This window comes from Pediococcus acidilactici DSM 20284, assembly GCF_000146325.1.
Taxonomy (GTDB): Bacteria; Bacillota; Bacilli; order Lactobacillales; family Lactobacillaceae; genus Pediococcus; species Pediococcus acidilactici.
In genome coordinates, this window is the sequence record NZ_GL397067.1 from 3,747 (window position 1) to 20,749 (window position 17,003).

Annotated in this window: 13 protein-coding genes, 19 tRNA genes, 1 riboswitch and 1 other annotated feature; of the genes, 27 read left to right on the top strand and 5 right to left on the bottom strand. The window is 43.1% G+C overall.

What is annotated here, in order from left to right; all coding sequences use genetic code 11:
* Nucleotides 1–7 precede the first annotated feature (7 nt).
* From HMPREF0623_RS00015 to HMPREF0623_RS00105, 19 genes are all read left to right on the top strand, one after another.
* Nucleotides 8–80: transfer RNA gene (locus tag HMPREF0623_RS00015), tRNA-Val, on the top strand.
* A gap of 7 nt (nucleotides 81–87) precedes the next feature.
* A tRNA-Lys gene (locus HMPREF0623_RS00020) sits at nucleotides 88–160 on the top strand.
* A 56-nt stretch (nucleotides 161–216) separates the two neighbouring features.
* Nucleotides 217–289 (top strand) — tRNA-Thr (locus HMPREF0623_RS00025).
* A 10-nt stretch (nucleotides 290–299) separates the two neighbouring features.
* A tRNA-Gly gene (locus tag HMPREF0623_RS00030) sits at nucleotides 300–371 on the top strand.
* Between the two features lie 31 nt (nucleotides 372–402).
* A tRNA-Leu gene (locus HMPREF0623_RS00035) sits at nucleotides 403–488 on the top strand.
* Between the two features lie 8 nt (nucleotides 489–496).
* Nucleotides 497–570: transfer RNA gene (locus HMPREF0623_RS00040), tRNA-Arg, on the top strand.
* A gap of 10 nt (nucleotides 571–580) precedes the next feature.
* Nucleotides 581–654 (top strand) — tRNA-Pro (locus HMPREF0623_RS00045).
* Between the two features lie 35 nt (nucleotides 655–689).
* Nucleotides 690–763, top strand: a tRNA-Met gene (locus tag HMPREF0623_RS00050).
* A gap of 20 nt (nucleotides 764–783) precedes the next feature.
* Nucleotides 784–857: transfer RNA gene (locus HMPREF0623_RS00055), tRNA-Ile, on the top strand.
* 47 nt (nucleotides 858–904) lie between these two features.
* Nucleotides 905–994: transfer RNA gene (locus tag HMPREF0623_RS00060), tRNA-Ser, on the top strand.
* 10 nt (nucleotides 995–1,004) lie between these two features.
* Nucleotides 1,005–1,078 (top strand) — tRNA-Met (locus tag HMPREF0623_RS00065).
* A gap of 4 nt (nucleotides 1,079–1,082) precedes the next feature.
* Nucleotides 1,083–1,156: transfer RNA gene (locus tag HMPREF0623_RS00070), tRNA-Asp, on the top strand.
* Nucleotides 1,157–1,160: 4 nt separating this feature from the next.
* A tRNA-Phe gene (locus HMPREF0623_RS00075) sits at nucleotides 1,161–1,233 on the top strand.
* A 22-nt stretch (nucleotides 1,234–1,255) separates the two neighbouring features.
* Nucleotides 1,256–1,326 (top strand) — tRNA-Gly (locus tag HMPREF0623_RS00080).
* A gap of 8 nt (nucleotides 1,327–1,334) precedes the next feature.
* Nucleotides 1,335–1,408 (top strand) — tRNA-Ile (locus tag HMPREF0623_RS00085).
* A 3-nt stretch (nucleotides 1,409–1,411) separates the two neighbouring features.
* A tRNA-Ser gene (locus HMPREF0623_RS00090) sits at nucleotides 1,412–1,499 on the top strand.
* Between the two features lie 20 nt (nucleotides 1,500–1,519).
* Nucleotides 1,520–1,591, top strand: a tRNA-Glu gene (locus HMPREF0623_RS00095).
* A gap of 28 nt (nucleotides 1,592–1,619) precedes the next feature.
* Nucleotides 1,620–1,693, top strand: a tRNA-Met gene (locus HMPREF0623_RS00100).
* A gap of 6 nt (nucleotides 1,694–1,699) precedes the next feature.
* Nucleotides 1,700–1,773, top strand: a tRNA-Asp gene (locus tag HMPREF0623_RS00105).
* Nucleotides 1,774–2,061: 288 nt separating this feature from the next.
* Here the strand turns inward: HMPREF0623_RS00105 and HMPREF0623_RS00110 are convergent.
* On the bottom strand, nucleotides 2,062–2,793 hold the full coding sequence (locus HMPREF0623_RS00110; RefSeq protein WP_036671170.1) for a hypothetical protein: 732 nt from the start codon (nucleotides 2,791–2,793) through the stop codon (nucleotides 2,062–2,064).
* Nucleotides 2,794–2,887: 94 nt separating this feature from the next.
* A riboswitch (SMK box riboswitch) is annotated at nucleotides 2,888–2,967 on the top strand.
* Here HMPREF0623_RS00110 and metK point away from each other — a divergent pair.
* A complete protein-coding gene (metK, locus tag HMPREF0623_RS00115) occupies nucleotides 2,965–4,155 on the top strand; it encodes a methionine adenosyltransferase (protein ID WP_002830669.1) in 1,191 nt (396 codons plus the stop codon). It overlaps the preceding riboswitch by 3 nt.
* 175 nt (nucleotides 4,156–4,330) lie before the next feature.
* A complete protein-coding gene (locus tag HMPREF0623_RS00120) occupies nucleotides 4,331–5,800 on the top strand; it encodes an MDR family MFS transporter (RefSeq protein WP_036671172.1) in 1,470 nt (489 codons plus the stop codon).
* Between the two features lie 79 nt (nucleotides 5,801–5,879).
* On the opposite strand, the gene mnmM is transcribed toward HMPREF0623_RS00120, so the two are convergent.
* Nucleotides 5,880–6,443: a tRNA 5-(aminomethyl)-2-thiouridylate-methyltransferase MnmM gene (mnmM, locus tag HMPREF0623_RS00125; RefSeq protein WP_004165584.1), complete on the bottom strand. Its 564-nt coding sequence runs from the start codon at nucleotides 6,441–6,443 to the stop codon at nucleotides 5,880–5,882.
* The gene (locus HMPREF0623_RS00130) at nucleotides 6,436–7,071 is read right to left on the bottom strand and encodes a phosphatase PAP2 family protein (RefSeq protein ID WP_004165585.1); all 636 of its coding nucleotides are present in this window, start codon (nucleotides 7,069–7,071) and stop codon (nucleotides 6,436–6,438) included. Before HMPREF0623_RS00130 ends, mnmM begins: the two co-directional genes overlap by 8 nt.
* An 81-nt stretch (nucleotides 7,072–7,152) precedes the next feature.
* Nucleotides 7,153–7,355: a binding site (T-box leader), on the top strand.
* Nucleotides 7,356–7,477: 122 nt separating this feature from the next.
* Between HMPREF0623_RS00130 and leuS the strand changes: the two genes are divergently transcribed.
* From leuS to HMPREF0623_RS00145, 3 genes are all read left to right on the top strand, one after another.
* Nucleotides 7,478–9,895 (top strand): leucine--tRNA ligase, encoded by a 2,418-nt coding sequence (gene leuS / locus HMPREF0623_RS00135; protein WP_002830673.1) that lies wholly within the window; start codon nucleotides 7,478–7,480, stop codon nucleotides 9,893–9,895.
* A 255-nt stretch (nucleotides 9,896–10,150) separates the two neighbouring features.
* Nucleotides 10,151–11,833 (top strand): putative polysaccharide biosynthesis protein, encoded by a 1,683-nt coding sequence (locus HMPREF0623_RS00140; protein WP_004165587.1) that lies wholly within the window; start codon nucleotides 10,151–10,153, stop codon nucleotides 11,831–11,833.
* 10 nt (nucleotides 11,834–11,843) lie between these two features.
* Nucleotides 11,844–12,563 (top strand): pseudouridine synthase, encoded by a 720-nt coding sequence (locus HMPREF0623_RS00145; RefSeq protein WP_004165588.1) that lies wholly within the window; start codon nucleotides 11,844–11,846, stop codon nucleotides 12,561–12,563.
* A gap of 106 nt (nucleotides 12,564–12,669) precedes the next feature.
* Here HMPREF0623_RS00145 and HMPREF0623_RS00150 read toward each other — a convergent pair whose 3' ends face one another.
* A complete protein-coding gene (locus tag HMPREF0623_RS00150) occupies nucleotides 12,670–13,500 on the bottom strand; it encodes an NAD(P)H-hydrate dehydratase (protein WP_004165589.1) in 831 nt (276 codons plus the stop codon).
* Between the two features lie 125 nt (nucleotides 13,501–13,625).
* Here HMPREF0623_RS00150 and HMPREF0623_RS00155 point away from each other — a divergent pair, with 125 nt between their 5' ends.
* From HMPREF0623_RS00155 to HMPREF0623_RS00165, 3 genes are all read left to right on the top strand, one after another.
* Complete coding sequence (locus HMPREF0623_RS00155) at nucleotides 13,626–14,087, top strand: universal stress protein (protein WP_002830677.1); 462 nt, start codon at nucleotides 13,626–13,628, stop codon at nucleotides 14,085–14,087.
* A gap of 329 nt (nucleotides 14,088–14,416) precedes the next feature.
* A complete protein-coding gene (locus HMPREF0623_RS00160; protein WP_002830678.1) occupies nucleotides 14,417–14,701 on the top strand; it encodes a DUF2089 family protein in 285 nt (94 codons plus the stop codon).
* Entirely contained in the window at nucleotides 14,698–14,991 is a 294-nt protein-coding gene (locus HMPREF0623_RS00165; RefSeq protein WP_002830680.1) for a hypothetical protein, read from the top strand. The genes HMPREF0623_RS00160 and HMPREF0623_RS00165 overlap by 4 nt, the downstream gene beginning before the upstream one ends.
* Before the next feature lie 83 nt (nucleotides 14,992–15,074).
* On the opposite strand, the gene HMPREF0623_RS00170 is transcribed toward HMPREF0623_RS00165, so the two are convergent.
* Nucleotides 15,075–16,784 carry an amidase family protein gene (locus HMPREF0623_RS00170; protein WP_036671174.1) on the bottom strand — a complete coding sequence of 570 codons (1,710 nt, stop codon included), beginning with the start codon at nucleotides 16,782–16,784 and terminating at the stop codon, nucleotides 15,075–15,077.
* Nucleotides 16,785–17,003 lie beyond the last annotated feature (219 nt).

Below are 17,003 nucleotides of genomic sequence, written 5' to 3' on the forward strand. Positions count from 1 at the left end.
TAATTATGGAGGATTAGCTCAGTTGGGAGAGCATCTGCCTTACAAGCAGGAGGTCACAGGTTCGAGCCCTGTATCCTCCATTATCTTGAGCCGTTAGCTCAGTTGGTAGAGCATCTGACTTTTAATCAGAGGGTCGACAGTTCGAGCCTGTCACGGCTCATAGCACTAAAAGTGCTGTGACATATAATTGAATATATGGCATTATATAAAGGTAATGCCGACTTAGCTCAGTTGGCAGAGCATCTGTCTTGTAAACAGAGGGTCGGAGGTTCGAATCCTCTAGTCGGCATATCGATCATGCGGAAGTAGTTCAGTGGTAGAACATCACCTTGCCATGGTGGGGGTCGCGGGTTCGAATCCCGTCTTCCGCTTCGTAGTAAGTATTTACTACTTTTATAAAATGCCGGGGTGGCGGAATTGGCAGACGCACAGGACTTAAAATCCTGCGGTCAGTGATGACCGTACCGGTTCGATCCCGGTCCTCGGCATTTGTATTGCACCCATAGCGCAACTGGATAGAGTGTCTGACTACGAATCAGAAGGTTGTAGGTTCGACTCCTACTGGGTGCATTGTTTTAAACGGGAAGTAGCTCAGCTTGGTAGAGCACCTGGTTTGGGACCAGGGGGTCGCAGGTTCGAATCCTGTCTTCCCGATTAAATGTTGATAAACATTTATTAATTAAATAGATCGCGGTGTAGCTCAGCTGGCTAGAGCGTCCGGTTCATACCCGGGAGGTCGGGGGTTCGATCCCCTCCGCCGCGATAGGGTTAATATACGAACTTGGACCTTTAGCTCAGTTGGTTAGAGCAAACGGCTCATAACCGTTCGGTCGTAGGTTCGAGTCCTACAAGGTCCATCTAGCATTTTTGTTAGTAAGGGCAGTGAAACGTATATTTGTATTATGGAGGATTACCCAAGTCTGGCTGAAGGGAACGGTCTTGAAAACCGTCAGGTGGGTCAAACCACGCGAGAGTTCGAATCTCTCATCCTCCTTTTTAATTATCGCGGGATGGAGCAGTCTGGTAGCTCGTCGGGCTCATAACCCGAAGGTCGTAGGTTCAAATCCTGCTCCCGCAATTATGGTCCTATGGTCTAGTTGGTTAGGACGCCTGCCTGTCACGCAGGAGATCACGAGTTCGAGTCTCGTTAGGACCGTAATGGCTCGGTAGCTCAGTCGGTAGAGCAATGGATTGAAGCTCCATGTGTCGGCAGTTCGATTCTGTCCCGCGCCATTGAAAATTTAATAATTATTTTGCGGGTGTAGTTTAGTGGTAAAACCACAGCCTTCCAAGCTGTTGTCGCGAGTTCGATTCTCGTCACCCGCTTTAAGTATGGGCCTATAGCTCAGCTGGTTAGAGCGCACGCCTGATAAGCGTGAGGTCGATGGTTCGAGTCCATTTAGGCCCATTTGGAGAAGTACTCAAGTGGCTGAAGAGGCGCCCCTGCTAAGGGTGTAGGTCGCGCAAGCGGCGCGAGGGTTCGAATCCCTCCTTCTCCGTTAGTTCTTATTATAAGTATGACCCGTTGGTCAAGTGGTTAAGACACTGCCCTTTCACGGCAGTAACATGGGTTCGAATCCCGTACGGGTCATTTTTTGTCATATTTATATTAATATTATCGCGGGATGGAGCAGTCTGGTAGCTCGTCGGGCTCATAACCCGAAGGTCGTAGGTTCAAATCCTGCTCCCGCAATTAATTGGTCCTATGGTCTAGTTGGTTAGGACGCCTGCCTGTCACGCAGGAGATCACGAGTTCGAGTCTCGTTAGGACCGTCTTTGAAAGAGACTTAAGAAAATGCCATTCGTTTATTAAACGGATGGTTTTTTTGTATTGTAGAAAAGTTCCAAGTGAGATATGGAAGAACCAGGTAAGCTGTCTAAATTGGCAAAACTAGGATTAATAATCGAAAACACGGCGATTAATCCTAGTTGCTTTACTATATCTATCGATTGCACGTTGCAATACTTTATATAGGAAGGTGAGCCTTTCACATAAGCAAGATATTTTAAACAATAAAAAACCATTAGCAACCAGAATACTGATTACTAATGGCTAATTAATTAATGACCGGCTGTAAATAAAAAGGTGACACAGATTAAAATGATTAAAACTAGCAAAATAAAATTGCGGGGAAGCTTAACCCGGGGAAGATACCAACCCAATATGCCAATCATTGGGTAAAGTACTGCGCTCCATTGTTTAAATAGTACAAAGCTGAAAATGGTGATGACCACCAATAGCCCAATTTCTAGATAGATAAACTGTTCGGGATGCGCCACGAAAACGGAGAATAGAATCATCAAAAAAACTAAGCACAATAATAAGCAAGTCTTCAAAAACATGCTGCTAACAAATGCGTTACGAATATAGAAAAAGGCAATCGGACTTAAAACGCTAATGCTAAACGCAAAACTAATTAGTCCTACGCCGTTTTTGCCTTGAAAAGGTAAAAAAACGGAGATAAACGGTACCAAAGTTAGCAACCCTAGAAGAGAAACGTAACGCTCCTTACTGACTAATAAAATGATAAAGAACGCAACTGGAATTACGGCCAGTGGAGCAATTAGTCGCAAATTGGTTTTATTCGTTAATTGGTCAAAAGTAATGAAATTAGCCATAAAGCTTGCTAAGAAAAAGATGATTTGGACCGTTAAATTATGTTTGAAAGGCTCCGAACTAAAGTGACTGCTAAAATACCAAACGGTGCTAGTTAGGATAACCGCCAAAATCGCTGGTAAATAGCTTTTCCGGTCAACGTGATAATTAATTTTAGGTATTTTTATCTTATCCATGAAAAACTCCTTATCTTCTCTGTGTTCAATCGTATCCAAAACTAGATGAAGCGTCAACCTAACTTTAAAAGAAAGAACGATTATGCTAAACTTAATAAGTTACTAGTGTTCCCGATAGGATTCGATATCCAAAAGATCCTTGTAACCGAAATTAATTTAGGGGGAATTAACATGTCAGAAAGACATTTATTTACTTCAGAATCCGTTTCTGAAGGACATCCAGATAAAATTGCGGATCAAATTAGTGATGCAATTTTAGACGAACTATTGAAAAATGATCCAGATGCTCGGGTTGCTTGTGAAACGACCGTAACCACGGGTTTGGTAGTGGTGGTTGGTGAAATCTCCACGACTGCTTACATTGATATCCAAAAGGTCGTTCGGAAAACGATTAAGGACATTGGCTACGTTGGTGGCGAATATGGCTTTGACGGCGAAAACTGTGCGGTAATCGTTGCCATTGATGAACAATCGCCAGATATTGCCCAAGGGGTGGACGATTCGCTTGAAACACGCGAAGGACACGAAGACCGGCTTAACCGGATTGGTGCCGGTGACCAAGGACTCATGTTTGGTTACGCTACTGACGAAACTAAGGAATTAATGCCGTTGCCAATCATGCTTAGCCATCATTTGATGCAACGGATTGCTAAGTTACGTAAAGAACAGGTCATTAGTTATCTTCGTCCCGATGCCAAGGCCGAAGTTACCGTTGAATACGACGACAATGATCAACCAGTGCGGGTTGACACGGTCGTGTTAAGTACCCAACACGATCCTGACGTAACTTTAGAGCAAATTCGCAAAGACGTTATCGAAAAAGTTATTAAGGAAGTTATTCCAGCTGAACTGCTCGATGAAAAGACTAACTTCTACATTAACCCTACCGGTCGCTTCGTAATTGGTGGTCCCCAAGGAGACGCAGGATTAACCGGTCGTAAAATCATCGTTGATACCTATGGTGGGGCAGCTCACCATGGCGGGGGCGCTTTCTCTGGAAAGGACGCAACCAAGGTAGACCGTTCTGCAAGTTACGCTGCTCGTTACATTGCTAAAAATATTGTGGCAGCTGGCTTAGCTAAGAAGGCGGAAGTTCAAATTGCTTACGCCATCGGGGTTGCTGAACCTGTTTCAGTAATGGTGGACACGTTTGGAACTGGTAAAGTTTCTGAAGAAGCCCTTACTAAGGCAGTACGGCAAATCTTCGACCTTCGTCCAGCCGGCATTATTGAAATGCTTGACTTAAAACGGCCAATTTACAAACAAACGGCTGCTTACGGTCATTTTGGGCGGACCGACGTGGATCTTCCATGGGAAAAGACTGATAAGGTTGCTGAGTTAAAAGCATTTTTCCAAAAATAAATCAATAATTTAAACGGGAAAAAACCCGGTGCATCACGGACTTTAAAATGGCGTTTCTTTAAAGTAATCGTTTAAAAGGGTGCACAAAAATTTGTGGAGAGGCTGGGAATTTTTCCCAGCCTTGTTTTATATTATTACTGTAAATAAAAATGAACATTTTAAACGTGAGGTTATGATGAAGAAAAAGCAAACAAATGTTGCGTTGGTCACGGTTGCGATTTTTGTTGCCACCTTTATGTCGGCAATTGAAGGAACGATCGTTTCAACCGCGATGCCAACCATTGTGGGGGACTTGCACGGAGTTAATTTGATGAATTGGGTAATTTCAATCTTCTTATTGACGAACGCAATTTTTACCCCCATCTACGGGAAATTATCTGATATTTTTGGACGCAAACGCGTTTTTATAATTGGGATTATCATTTTTTTGATCGGTTCAATGTTAAGTGGGTTAGCTCACTCGATGACTACGTTAATTATTTGGCGTGCTTTACAGGGAATTGGGGCTGGTTCAATCATGCCAGTTTCCAACACGATTATCGCGGATATTTATTCTTTGGAAAAGCGCGCGAAGGTAATGGGACTTAACGGTTCTGCTTGGGGAATTGCCTCAATCATTGCTCCGCTATTAGGGGGCTTTATCGTTGATAACCTTAGTTGGCACTGGATTTTCTTTATTAACGTGCCAATTGGGATTATTACAATTATCCTAATCCAGCTTTACCTGAAAGAAGAAGTTAGCGTTCACCGCAAAAAGATCGACTATTGGGGCAGCGTATGGCTAATGTTGTCACTATTGGGCTTAATGTACGGCTTCCAGTTGTTAGGAGAAAGCACCGCTTCTAAATTAATTTTGGGATTGTCATTTATCATCTTCGTGGTGGCCGGCGCGCTCTTTATTCGGCAGGAACGACGTGCGGAAGATCCGATTATTTTCCTCGACTTGTTCAACGACCGGACGTTTGTTATTCAAAACGTTGCGACCATGCTAGTATCGGGATTGTTGATCGGATTTGAAGTCTATTTACCAACTTGGACGCAGGGAATTTTGGGATTACCCGCTTCGTTAGCTGGATTTGCGGTAACGCCTAGCTCCGTGTTATGGATCTTTGGTTCCTTTTTAGCTGGCAAGATGCTAGTTAAACTAAAGGCCAACCAAATTTTGCGAATCAGCTTAACTATCTTAGCAATCGGAAGCTTCTTATTAGCAGTAATTCCTGCTTCAACACCGTTCGTCGCCTTCTTCTTTATCGCAGCCATTTTAGGAGTAGGGTTTGGGATTACGATTACATCGACTTTGGTAATCTCCCAGCAACTAGTTTCGAAGGATCGAATCGGGGTGGCGACCTCGTTTAATACCTTGGCAAAAACGTTGGGTCAGACCATCATGATGTCCGTATTTGGCATCATTATGAACGGCACGATCAACATGGGCATTGCCCACCATCCTCGGATTAACATGACGATGATGAATCAGGTAATTAATCCACAAACTGCTAAACAGCTACCGGCTAATTTATTACCGACGTTGCGCGACATTTTATACAGCGCGTTACACAACATTTACATTTGCGGTTTCATTTTGATTATTGTTGCAATCGTAATTAATGCGTTTAGTCGGCCGCGTACGCAAAAAAATAAATAACAAAAATGGGAAAGTACTCCACTTCTAGCAACGATATTAAAGTTGCAGAAGGGATGCTTTCCCATTTTTATATAAAGAATTATTTTCGTCGTTCAATTGCCAATAGGATTGGCGGTTGATGGACTTGGTTAATGAATTCGTAGCGTAAACAGGTAAATTGGTGTTGATCTAAATTTGCAGTAAACTCAAGCAATTTAGCTAATTCAGCGGCACCTCCGGGATGGCCGTAATAACAAACTAGAACGACCCGACCGCCAACCTTTAATAGTTGCAGGCATTGTTGTACTGCCGCAATGGTAGAAGCCGAATGGGTGATGATTTGCTTGTCACCACCAGGCAGGTAGCCGAGGTTAAAAACGGCACCGGAAATCGGGGTATCCACGTATTGTGTCAATTGGTCGTGACTGTCTTGGATTAGTTGCACGTGTTGGTGATCAGGCAACTGCTTTTCTAACCGTGCTTCCGTCGCGGATAGGGCCGCTGCTTGGATGTCAAAACTGAACACTTGTCCTTGTGATTGTACTAAATTGGCCAAGAAAAGGGTGTCGTGACCGTTGCCCATGGTTGCGTCAACAACGTGGTCACCAGGTTGTACGACCTCTGCCAACAACCGGTGGCTGTACTGCATTGCGTTATCAAGCATGTTGGGATTCCTTCTTTCGATAAAATATCCAGTGGGTGGTTTGCAAGATTACCAAACCCAGTAGTAGTCCAGCCGTAACGTCGCTGGGATAATGGACGTTTAGGTAGACGCGTGATAATCCCAGAAGGAGCATCAGGATTATGCAAGTTAAGATCCAGCTAATCCGCCATTTAGGGGAGCAGACCGTTTGGGTAGTGATGAAAATTAAACTGCCAAATAGCAGCATTGCCGCCACTGAATGCCCGCTGGGAAAACTGTACCCCCCAATCGTGATTAAACGAAAATGTGGGCGGGGACGCTGAATCCAAAGTTTAATCAGGTGGTTGATCGCGTTGCCGAGCACCACGTTTGCAAGGAAGAAGGCGGCTAAGCGGTCGAATCCTCGCCATAGCAGCATTCCTAAGATCACGATGCTGATAAAAATGAAGGGTTTTGCGTTCCCCAATTGGGTATAAATTTTGACCAGCGGGGTTAGCCCCGGACTTTGCCAGCCGTGAATGATTTTTTGTAGATAACGGTCGTATGTATGTACCCAATTCCAACGGTTGCTGACCGAGATAACTAAGGTCAGCAGACCTAGCAGGGGTAACCAGTTTAAAATTAACCAACCAAACTTTTTAAATCGCATTTCATTCTCCTTTAGCAATTAAGATTAATTTTACCATATCTAGTTGTAATCGTTGGTAGTTACTGTTATGATAATGCTATCTAAATATTACTGGTTAAAGAAGTAGTAACTAAAAGATTACTGTCAGAGAACGGATGGTTGGTGTGAATCCGGAGTAACTTTTAGTGAACTCGTCTTTGTAAATCTGTCCTTGAACTTTAAGTAGGGGATGGCGTGTTCCGCGTTATGGATTTGAGTGTGCGTTAGCAAAACTAGGTGGTACCGCGGAAATTTTCGTCCTAAAGATTCTTTTTGAGAGTCTTTAGGCTTTTTTATTTTAAAAAATTCGCCAATTCATCTAGCAATGGCTACCAAGCACGGTTAAATTAATCCGGAAGCAACCAGTAAATAATTAATGGAGGAAAATATGGCTTACAATCATAAAGAAATTGAACCTAAGTGGCAACGCTATTGGCAAAAACACGAGACTTTTAAAACGGTTGAAAGTGAACAAAAGCCGAAGTACTATGCTTTAGATATGTTCCCATACCCATCTGGGCAAGGACTGCACGTGGGCCATCCTGAAGGCTATACTGCTACAGATATTATGTCCCGGATGAAGCGGATGCAAGGATACAAGGTATTACATCCAATGGGGTGGGATGCCTTTGGATTACCTGCCGAACAATACGCAATGAAGACGGGGAACAACCCGAAGGACTTTACTGCGCACAATATTAAGAACTTTAAACGGCAAATCCAGTCCCTAGGTTTTTCATACGATTGGTCACGGGAAGTTAACACGACCGATCCCGAATATTACAAGTGGACCCAATGGATTTTTGAACAACTCTACAAAAAAGGGTTGGCTTACGAAAAAGAAACGTTGGTTAACTGGGCGCCCGACTTAATGGGTGGTACGGTTGTGGCTAACGAAGAAGTGGTGAACGGAAAGACTGAACGCGGTGGGTTCCCAGTTTACCGGAAGCCAATGAAACAATGGATCTTAAAAATCACTGCTTACGCAGACCGGTTGATCGATGACTTAGATTTAGTAGATTGGCCTGACAGCATTAAGGAAATGCAAAAGAATTGGATTGGTCGTTCGATTGGGGCCAGCGTCTTCTTTGATGTGGAAGACAGTGACCAAAAGATCGAAATCTTTACCACCCGTGCTGACACTTTGTATGGGGCAACGTACTTAGTTATTTCGCCAGAACACCCGCTAGTTGACCAATTGACCACCCTTGAAAGCAAGGCAGCGGTTGAAGAATACAAGCAAGCGGTCGCGACTAAGTCAGACTTGGAACGGACCGATTTGAATAAGGACAAGACCGGAGTCTTCACTGGTAGTTACGCAGTTAACCCCGTTAACGGCAAGAAAATTCCAATTTGGATTGCGGATTACGTATTGGCTTCGTACGGTACCGGAGCGGTGATGGCGGTTCCAGCTCATGATCCTCGTGATTACGAATTCGCTAGAAAGTTCAAGATTGACATTGTGCCAGTTATCGGCGGCGGTAACCTTGATGAAGAAGCTTATACCGGCGATGGCCCACACATTAATTCTGGTTTCTTAGATGGTTTAAACAAGCAAGAAGCTATTGATAAAATGCTGGATTGGTTAGAAGAACACGGAGCTGGTCATAAAAAGGTTAACTACCGGTTGCGCGACTGGGTCTTCTCTCGCCAACGCTACTGGGGCGAACCAATTCCGGTAATTCATTGGGAAGACGGCGAAACTACGCTGGTTCCTGAAGATGAACTTCCGTTACGGTTACCTGCTACGGACAATATCAAACCTTCTGGTACGGGTGAAAGTCCACTCGCTAACTTAGAGGATTGGTTGAACGTGGTTGACGAAAATGGACGGAAAGGCCGGCGGGAAACCAACACCATGCCACAATGGGCAGGCAGTTCCTGGTACTTCTTACGCTACGTGGATCCTAAGAACCAAAACAAGATTGCCGACGAAGATCTGCTCAAGGAATGGTTACCGGTAGACTTGTACGTTGGTGGTGCAGAACACGCGGTGCTTCACTTGCTATACGCTCGGTTCTGGCACAAGGTTCTTTATGATCTTGGAGTAGTGCCAACTAAGGAACCGTTCCAAAAACTAGTCAACCAAGGGATGATCTTGGGAAGCAACCATGAAAAAATGTCTAAGTCCAAAGGTAACGTGGTTAACCCGGACGACATCGTAGAACGGTTTGGCGCAGATACTCTCCGGCTCTACGAAATGTTCATGGGTCCGTTGACCGAATCCGTGGCTTGGAGTGAAGAAGGCTTGAATGGTAGTCGGAAGTGGATCGAGCGGGTTTGGCGGCTAATGATTGACGACAATAATCATTTGCGAGACCGGATCACGATGATTAACGACCACAAGTTAGACTTGATTTACAACCAAACGGTTAAGAAGGTTACGGAAGACTACGAAAACATGCGCTTTAACACTGCCATTTCGCAAATGATGGTCTTTGTTAACGAAGCGTACAAGGCGGACGCATTACCAATGGTATACATGGAAGGCCTTGTGAAGTTACTCTCGCCAATCGTTCCACACGTTGCCGAAGAAATTTGGCAAATCATGGGTCATGAAGAAACCATCACTTACGAAGCATGGCCAACTTATGATGAAAGTAAGTTAGTGCAGGACACCGTGCAAGTGATTCTACAAGTTAACGGAAAAGTACGGAGTAAGGTAGAGGTTGAAAAGGACCTTGACCAAGCTGAATTAGAAAAAATTGCTTTAGCGGATGAACGCATCCAACAATGGACTGCGGAAAAAGACATCAAAAAGGTGATCGTCATCCCGAATAAGATCGTTAACATCGTTGCAAAATAAAGTTTAGTGTGAAACGAAGCTATATTCGCGACGTAGTTAAAAACTAAATTAGGGGTTAGAATTCAGGGTGGATTCTAACCCCTTTTTAGTTGAAAAGTCTTTTTAAAAAGTCTGGCGATTAAAGAAAAACTAGTTTTCAAATCTATGATCGATTTGGATTCCTATTCAAAAGGTAATTGTCTTTGAAATTTAATTGTCGGGGGTCGCTAAGTGTATTAAAATAATGTAGATTGACTAGTGAAAGTAGGTTTTAAAATGGATAAACCATCTGAATTTGATACCGCGGAATCACAATACTTAGGCTCGCAACCGTTAAGGGAGAATAGTGGTAATTCTTCTTCCAAAGCTAAGATGCTGGAAGGGTCGGCTTGGATGACAGCGGGCAGTATTTTTTCGCGAATTTTAGGTGCGATTTATATTATCCCGTGGGTAATTTGGTTTGGAGTTTATAGTGATCAAGCAAACGCCCTGTATACCAAGGGCTATAATATCTATAGCTTCTTTTTGATCGCGGCAATTGCCGGAATCCCATCCGCAATTTCCAAACAGGTCGCCCACTATAACGCCATTAACGAGTTTGCGTTAGGTCAGCGTTTGTATAAGCGGGGGTTACTACTATCGGTAGGAACGGGGGTTGTTTGTGCGGCAATTTTGTTCTTTGGAGCACCCTTTTTAAACGACGGGGATCCAAACGTAACTACCGTGCTCCACGCCTTAGCTTGGGCCGTTTTGGTAATTCCCACGATGAGTTTGACCCGGGGATTTTTCCAAGGATATCAAGAAATGGGGCCGTCGGCGGTTTCTCAATTTATTGAGCAACTAGCGCGGGTGGCCTATATGTTGGTAACTGCGTACTTAATTATGTACAAAAACCATGGTGACTGGGTTTACGGAGTGGCCCAATCCACGTTTGCCGCCTTTATTGGTGCCTTAGGCGGTTTGCTGGTGTTGATTGGGTACTTTGTTAAGTATCGCAGGCGGCTAAGGTATTTATCCCAACATAGTGTGAACGGCCTGGCGATATCGACAACTAGTTTATACAAAGAAATTATCGCGCAAGCAGTTCCGTTTATTATTATTGGTTCAGCAATCACAATTTTTCAGTTGATTGACCAATACACTTTCTTTCGGATTATGCGGTCGGTCAGTGATTATTCGGCCACCGTTTTAAATAACATGTTTGCGATTTTCGCCTTTAACGCTAACAAATTAGTAATGATTGTAATTTCGTTGGCATCTGCACTAGCGGTTACGTCAGTGCCGATTTTATCGGAAGCCAAGACCCGGGGGGACCGGGCGGAAATTAGCCGACAAGTAGCGGACTCAATTTTACTATTTGCCTTTTTGATGATTCCGTCCGCCTTAGGGATGGCAGCAGTTGCCCAACCGGCCTACACTTTGTTTTACCATCTCAGCGACGTGGGTACCGCAATTTTGCAGTTCAACTCCTACGTGGCAATCGTCTTGGGATTGTTTACGGTAATTTCTGCCGTGATGCAAGGGATTGGCGAAAACGTCCTAGCTGTGAAGTATTTTGTGGTGGGGATGATCGTTAAATTTATTTTCCAATTTCCGATGGTAGCCATTTTCTCGGCAGTGGGTTCGCTAATTTCGACCGCAATTGGATTTGCCGTAGTTAACTGGTTAATCTTACGCCATATTAACCGTGAATACGGGTTAGATTATGATAAGATCAATGGCTTTATCGGGAAAATTATTACTTATTCTTTTGGGACCTTTTTCATTGCGTTTGTAGTGACCAACGGGTTGTATCTAGTGATGAATCCGGCTAATAAGGTTCAAGCACTGATCGTGATTTTAGTGGCGGCTACGTTAGGCGGGCTCTTTTACGTAGTCTGTGTCCTTAAAAGTCGCTTAGCTGATGAAATTATCGGCGGACGTGCTACGGGCTTACGAAGAATGCTTAAAATTAAGTAGGGGGGATCCTGTGCGAGTTGATAAGTTTTTGCACGATATGAATGTAGGTACTCGAAGTCAGATTCGGAAATTAATTAAGGAAAAGGCCGTTTTTGTTAATGACGTGGTGGCTAAATCTGGACGGGTGAAGGTTGACCCCGTGGTTGACCAAGTTCGTTTGGGAGAACAGGTGATTACTTATCAGCAGTACTTCTACTTTATGATGAATAAACCCCTTGGCGTGGTAACCGCTACGGAAGACCGCAAGCAAAAGACGGTGATGGATTTATTTAATAAAGTTGATTTTCGGAAGGATCTCTTCCCAGTAGGCCGCCTTGATAAGGATACCGAAGGGTTATTATTGATTACCAACAACGGCCCCTTAGCCCACCAACTGTTAGCGCCCGAACGGCACGTTCAAAAGACGTACGAAGCCGTGGTGACCGGCCAAATTACCGATCCGGCAGTTAAGCAGTTTGCCGACGGAATTGTTTTGAAAGACGGTACCCAATTAAAGCCGGCCGACTTGACCATCCTGAATTATTCCGCGCTGGATGAACAAACCCTCGTTCACGTGACCTTGAAGGAAGGTAAGTATCATCAGGTGCGGCGGATGTTTGGCAGTCTTGGCGAACGGGTTGTCAGCCTAAAACGAATTAGTTTTGGACCGCTACAGTTAGAAGAAGGCTTGCTACCGGGAACCTATCGGGAACTAAGCGATGAAGAAATTGAAAAATTAAAAACAGAATAATAAAATACCAGTGGTTAGGTACGAAACGCAAAACCAACTAATTGAGAAAATTGTTGGAAAGGGCGCTTAGAGATTCCTGATCACTGGTATTTTTATTTAGCAAAACTTATGGTTGGCTTAGCTGTTTTAAAACGGCAGGTAGCCGGCAAATTAACCGATGGGGTAGCACGACTGCTTCATGTTCGTAAATGAGGTCCGCCGTATAACTATGCAAGAAAGTTCCCAAGCGAACCCCTTCATTTACCGAGTTAGCTTGAGCAATTAAGGCAAGTAAAATACCGGTTAAGGAATCGCCCGAGCCCCCAGTTGCCATCCCGGGGTTACCAGCCATTATTTGGGCAACCGGCGCGGCGGGTGCGTAAATTTCGGTATGGTAATGCTTTAAAACGACGGTGGCGTTTAATTGATCTACTACGGCTTGATTTCGCTCCACCGACTGGTCCGCGATTTTAATTCCCGATAGGCGTTGCCATTCCATTTGGTGAGGCGTGTAAATTGTCGGGTGGTGGGAAACTCGCAAATCGTGTTGGGCTACTAAATCGATTGCTGATCCGTCAATTATTAACGGTACTCCTTCGGCAATATGGGCCATGGTAAAATTAAGGACGGCCAGACTAGTAGAATCAGTGCCCAAACCAGGACCAATCACGACACCAGTTGCGTTTGCTAAGGATTGGCTAAGTTGATCAAAGTCGGTAAAATCGATCAACATGATTTCTGCTAAAGTTGCGCGGACCGCGGTAAAATTATTTTTAGCGGTTGCTAAGGTTACTAAACCGCCCCCAGCGTAAATGGCAGCGGAGGCGGCTAAAATTCCCGCCCCGCCGTATTGTGCGTTTCCAGCAATTAATAATAAATGACCATAAGTGCCCTTATGGCTCTGTTTTTGGCGCACAGGCCAGTGGCTTTTTAAAGTTTGTCGATTGATTTTAAGCATTTTGATCACCTCGTGGTTTTAGTATAACGCAAAGTCTTTAATAAATAATTCGGGAAAACTCAAATAAAAAACTATGCTGAAAGCGCTAAATTGGTATAATAGACTTTGAAAGGTTGGTGTGTATTATGGATTATAAGAAAATTTTATTCGGCTACGATGGCTCTCCAGAATCAATGGCTGCATTTAATCGAGCGGTGGAGATTGCTAAGTCAAACCATGCAAAACTGATTATTGCAAGTGTGATGAAAAAGCAACCTGCTAACACCGCAAGTGTTTCATTAGGCTTTGGCGTTATTGAAACAGGAATTGATTTACAAGATACGTTAGATCAATGGAAAACCACCCTCGAAAAATTAAAGCAAGATGCCCAACAACAGGGGTTGCCTGCAGAAGACATTGAAGTGGTCTTTAAACAGGGGAGTCCTAAATCAATGTTAAGTTACACGCTACCTAAAGAATATGACGTTGATTTGATCGTGTTAGGTGCTACGGGGATGGGCACGGTTGCTCAAGTAATCTTGGGTTCTACTGCTAGCTACGTAGTGGAAAATGCTGCACCAGACGTGGTCATTGTAAAAAATAATTAAGTAAATTATTAAAGCAGGGGATGGAAAAGCGATTTTCCGCCGCTGCTTTTTAGTATGTCAAAAATAAGAACCTTTTCGGTAAAATGCTAGCCTGTAGCATCTTATTAGTTAGGAAGTAGCTTTTTTACCCTGCTTGAAGTGGTTTTTTTGGTAAGAAATTAAATCTTGATTAATTGCTAAGTAGACTAAAGCAGCCAGGGAAAGTGCAATTAATTAACCCAAATCAATATGATGTTTAACTTTATTTATTTAAAACTAAATTTTATTAAACTAAATTTGAACTTTTTTTAAAATAGAGATTAAAATGGTCGTGAAAGGGGGCGTGCTTTATGGAAAAATGGATTAGCAATTTAAGTGACGAAGAATTGGCTTTTATCAAAGTTTTTATTTTAAGTTCCGGTTCATTAAAGAAAATGGCGCGTTATTACGACGTTTCGTATCCAACGATTCGAACCAAAACGGATCAGTTAATAAAAAAGATAAAAAGACTTGATGATAATGAGAATAAAAAAGGCTTCAAAGAACAAATAATGAATTTAGTTATTGAAGATGAAATATCATTACAGGCTGCAGAAAAAATATTAGCGTTAAGAGAAGAGGAATTAAAAAAATGAATTCAGATTCATTAGATGTTATTATCCCGTTGCTTATAGTAGCTGCACAGTATATTTTAAGCAGAAATATTAAAAGAAAGTATTTAGGGGCTATCTTACCAATAGCTTTTGCATTATTTATGTTTTATCAATATCTAACTTCAGCTGGTACCAAAGATATTTGGGGATTTCTAATCATAATAATTGTTGGCGAAAGTCTACTGCTGGAAATATGGGACGAACAATTCAAAGAAACAAGGGCTAAGACAAAACAAGAGCTAGACAAAATCAAAGCTAAAAATAGCAAATAAAAAATCAAGCGCTATGGACGATAGCACTTGATTCATAAGCATTAGTTTGAACATTGATTCTGCATTTAATTTTAAAAATCAACTTAACGACGGGGGCGATAAATCCGGTAGCCAACCATAATTCCACTCCCTAATAGAATCAGCCCCACGTAGATTGGCCAACCTACTGAGGTCTCATCGGTTTGAGGTAGCTGCTTCAGTGAGTTAGCATTGGAAGATTTAGTAGTGGTGGTTTGCTGTGATGACGCATCACTAGTTGGGTAGTTAGCGTTTAAGAATTTAAATTGATGTTCCTTTTCAAAAATCTTCCCAATTGCAAGCAACGTGGCATCACTGCCTTGGCTGCCTTGTAACTGCACACCTAATGGTAAACCGGACGGGCTCACGTAGGTTGGCAAACTGAGTGCGGGTTCCCCAGCAAGGTTAGCTAATTGAGTAAACGGCGTCTTAGTTAAGCCATGGAGCCAGGAATCGTAAATCAATTGCATTTGTTGCTGGAAAGGCAGATCCTTAATATTCATCATTTGATCAACGTACTTAGGAAGGTAAGCTGGATCGCTATTCAGTGGCGCAGTGGTGGCCGTTGTCGGAGTTAAGTAAATTGGATACTGTTTGTGGAACGCGGTCATTTGGCGATGAACGAGAGCTAATTCTTTCATGAAAGTATTGGTGGTGGACTTAGGAGCTTTCTGGCTTGCTTCGTAAAGGGCGTAAGTCATGGGACTGACGAGCTTATCCTTAACGTCTTGGCTAGTCAGTGGTCGGCCTAATTTTTCACTGGCGTTGGCTCCGTCTTCAAGTGCGCCTAAATAGTAGGTCTGCATCATTTTTATTCCGTCAACCGGACTATCTTTTTGGACGACTTTAAATCCTTGTTGCCGTAAAAAGTTGACCGACTGTTGTACCGCATTGATAGCGTATTGACTAACCGGAGTTCCTACCGGAGATTTTAGTGAGTAGGCAATTGTTAAATCTTTCAAATTCTTAGGAACTTTTTGTAACATTTGGGCTTGTTTGGGGTTCGTGAGTCCCTTTAAAAGGGTTTGGGTATCAGTGATATCCCGAGTGTCCGCGAAGTTAACGACTGAAGGAGTGGTTGAGTCACCAACGATCAATCCTTGAGTGGGTTTCAAACCAATTACACCCGACCAGGAAGCTGGAATTCGTAGAGAGCCACCGGCATCGTTTCCAGTCGCAATCGGAACTTCGTTAGCGGCTACGCTTGCCGTTGCACCACCGGAAGAACCACCGGTATTAAATAGTAAATTCCACGGGTTGTGGGCGACCCCGTTTAAATTAGAATTGGTGATGTTAATTAAGCCCATTTCTGGATAGTTGGTTTCTCCAAGGATTACGAAACCCATTTTTTGTAATTTTTTGACGAATACTTTGGTAGTGGGATAAGTTTCCTTTTTTAAGAAAGGCAGTCCATCGGTGTTGGGGTAGCCTTGATATGCTTGTCCCAGCCCCTTGATTAAAAGCGGGACGCCGTAAAAAGGCTGTTGCCGATCAGTTTTTTGTAGGGACTGCAGTTGTTTTAGTGCGTCGGAAGGATTTTGGTAAATGACGTTATTGAGACTGGGATTTTGCTGGTTAATTTTTTGATATGTATACTGCATTAACGTTTGCTCATCGTATTGGTGATTTTTGAGTTGTTTGGTAATGGTGGTGGCAGATTGACCGTCTAGATCGGCGGGGTTGGATTGGGCCTTGGCCGAAGTGGCGGTGAGGGAAAACAGAAACATAACGACTATGCTAACGGTAGTGTACCAGCGGGTGCGTGGTTTGGACATGGTGACTCCTCCTTTGATTTTAGTACAACTAAATTATAATCATATTTGGTAGCGTTTACAATTGAGTGAGGACAAAGATTTAAGGTATTAATTTAAAAATTAAGGCGATGTATAAAAAACTTATATTACCTAAATATTAGTAACAAATTTACTGGAGTTGGTTATCTACAAAAATCAAATAGGGCAACGCTTAATTAGGGATTAGTATTTGTTAAAGAC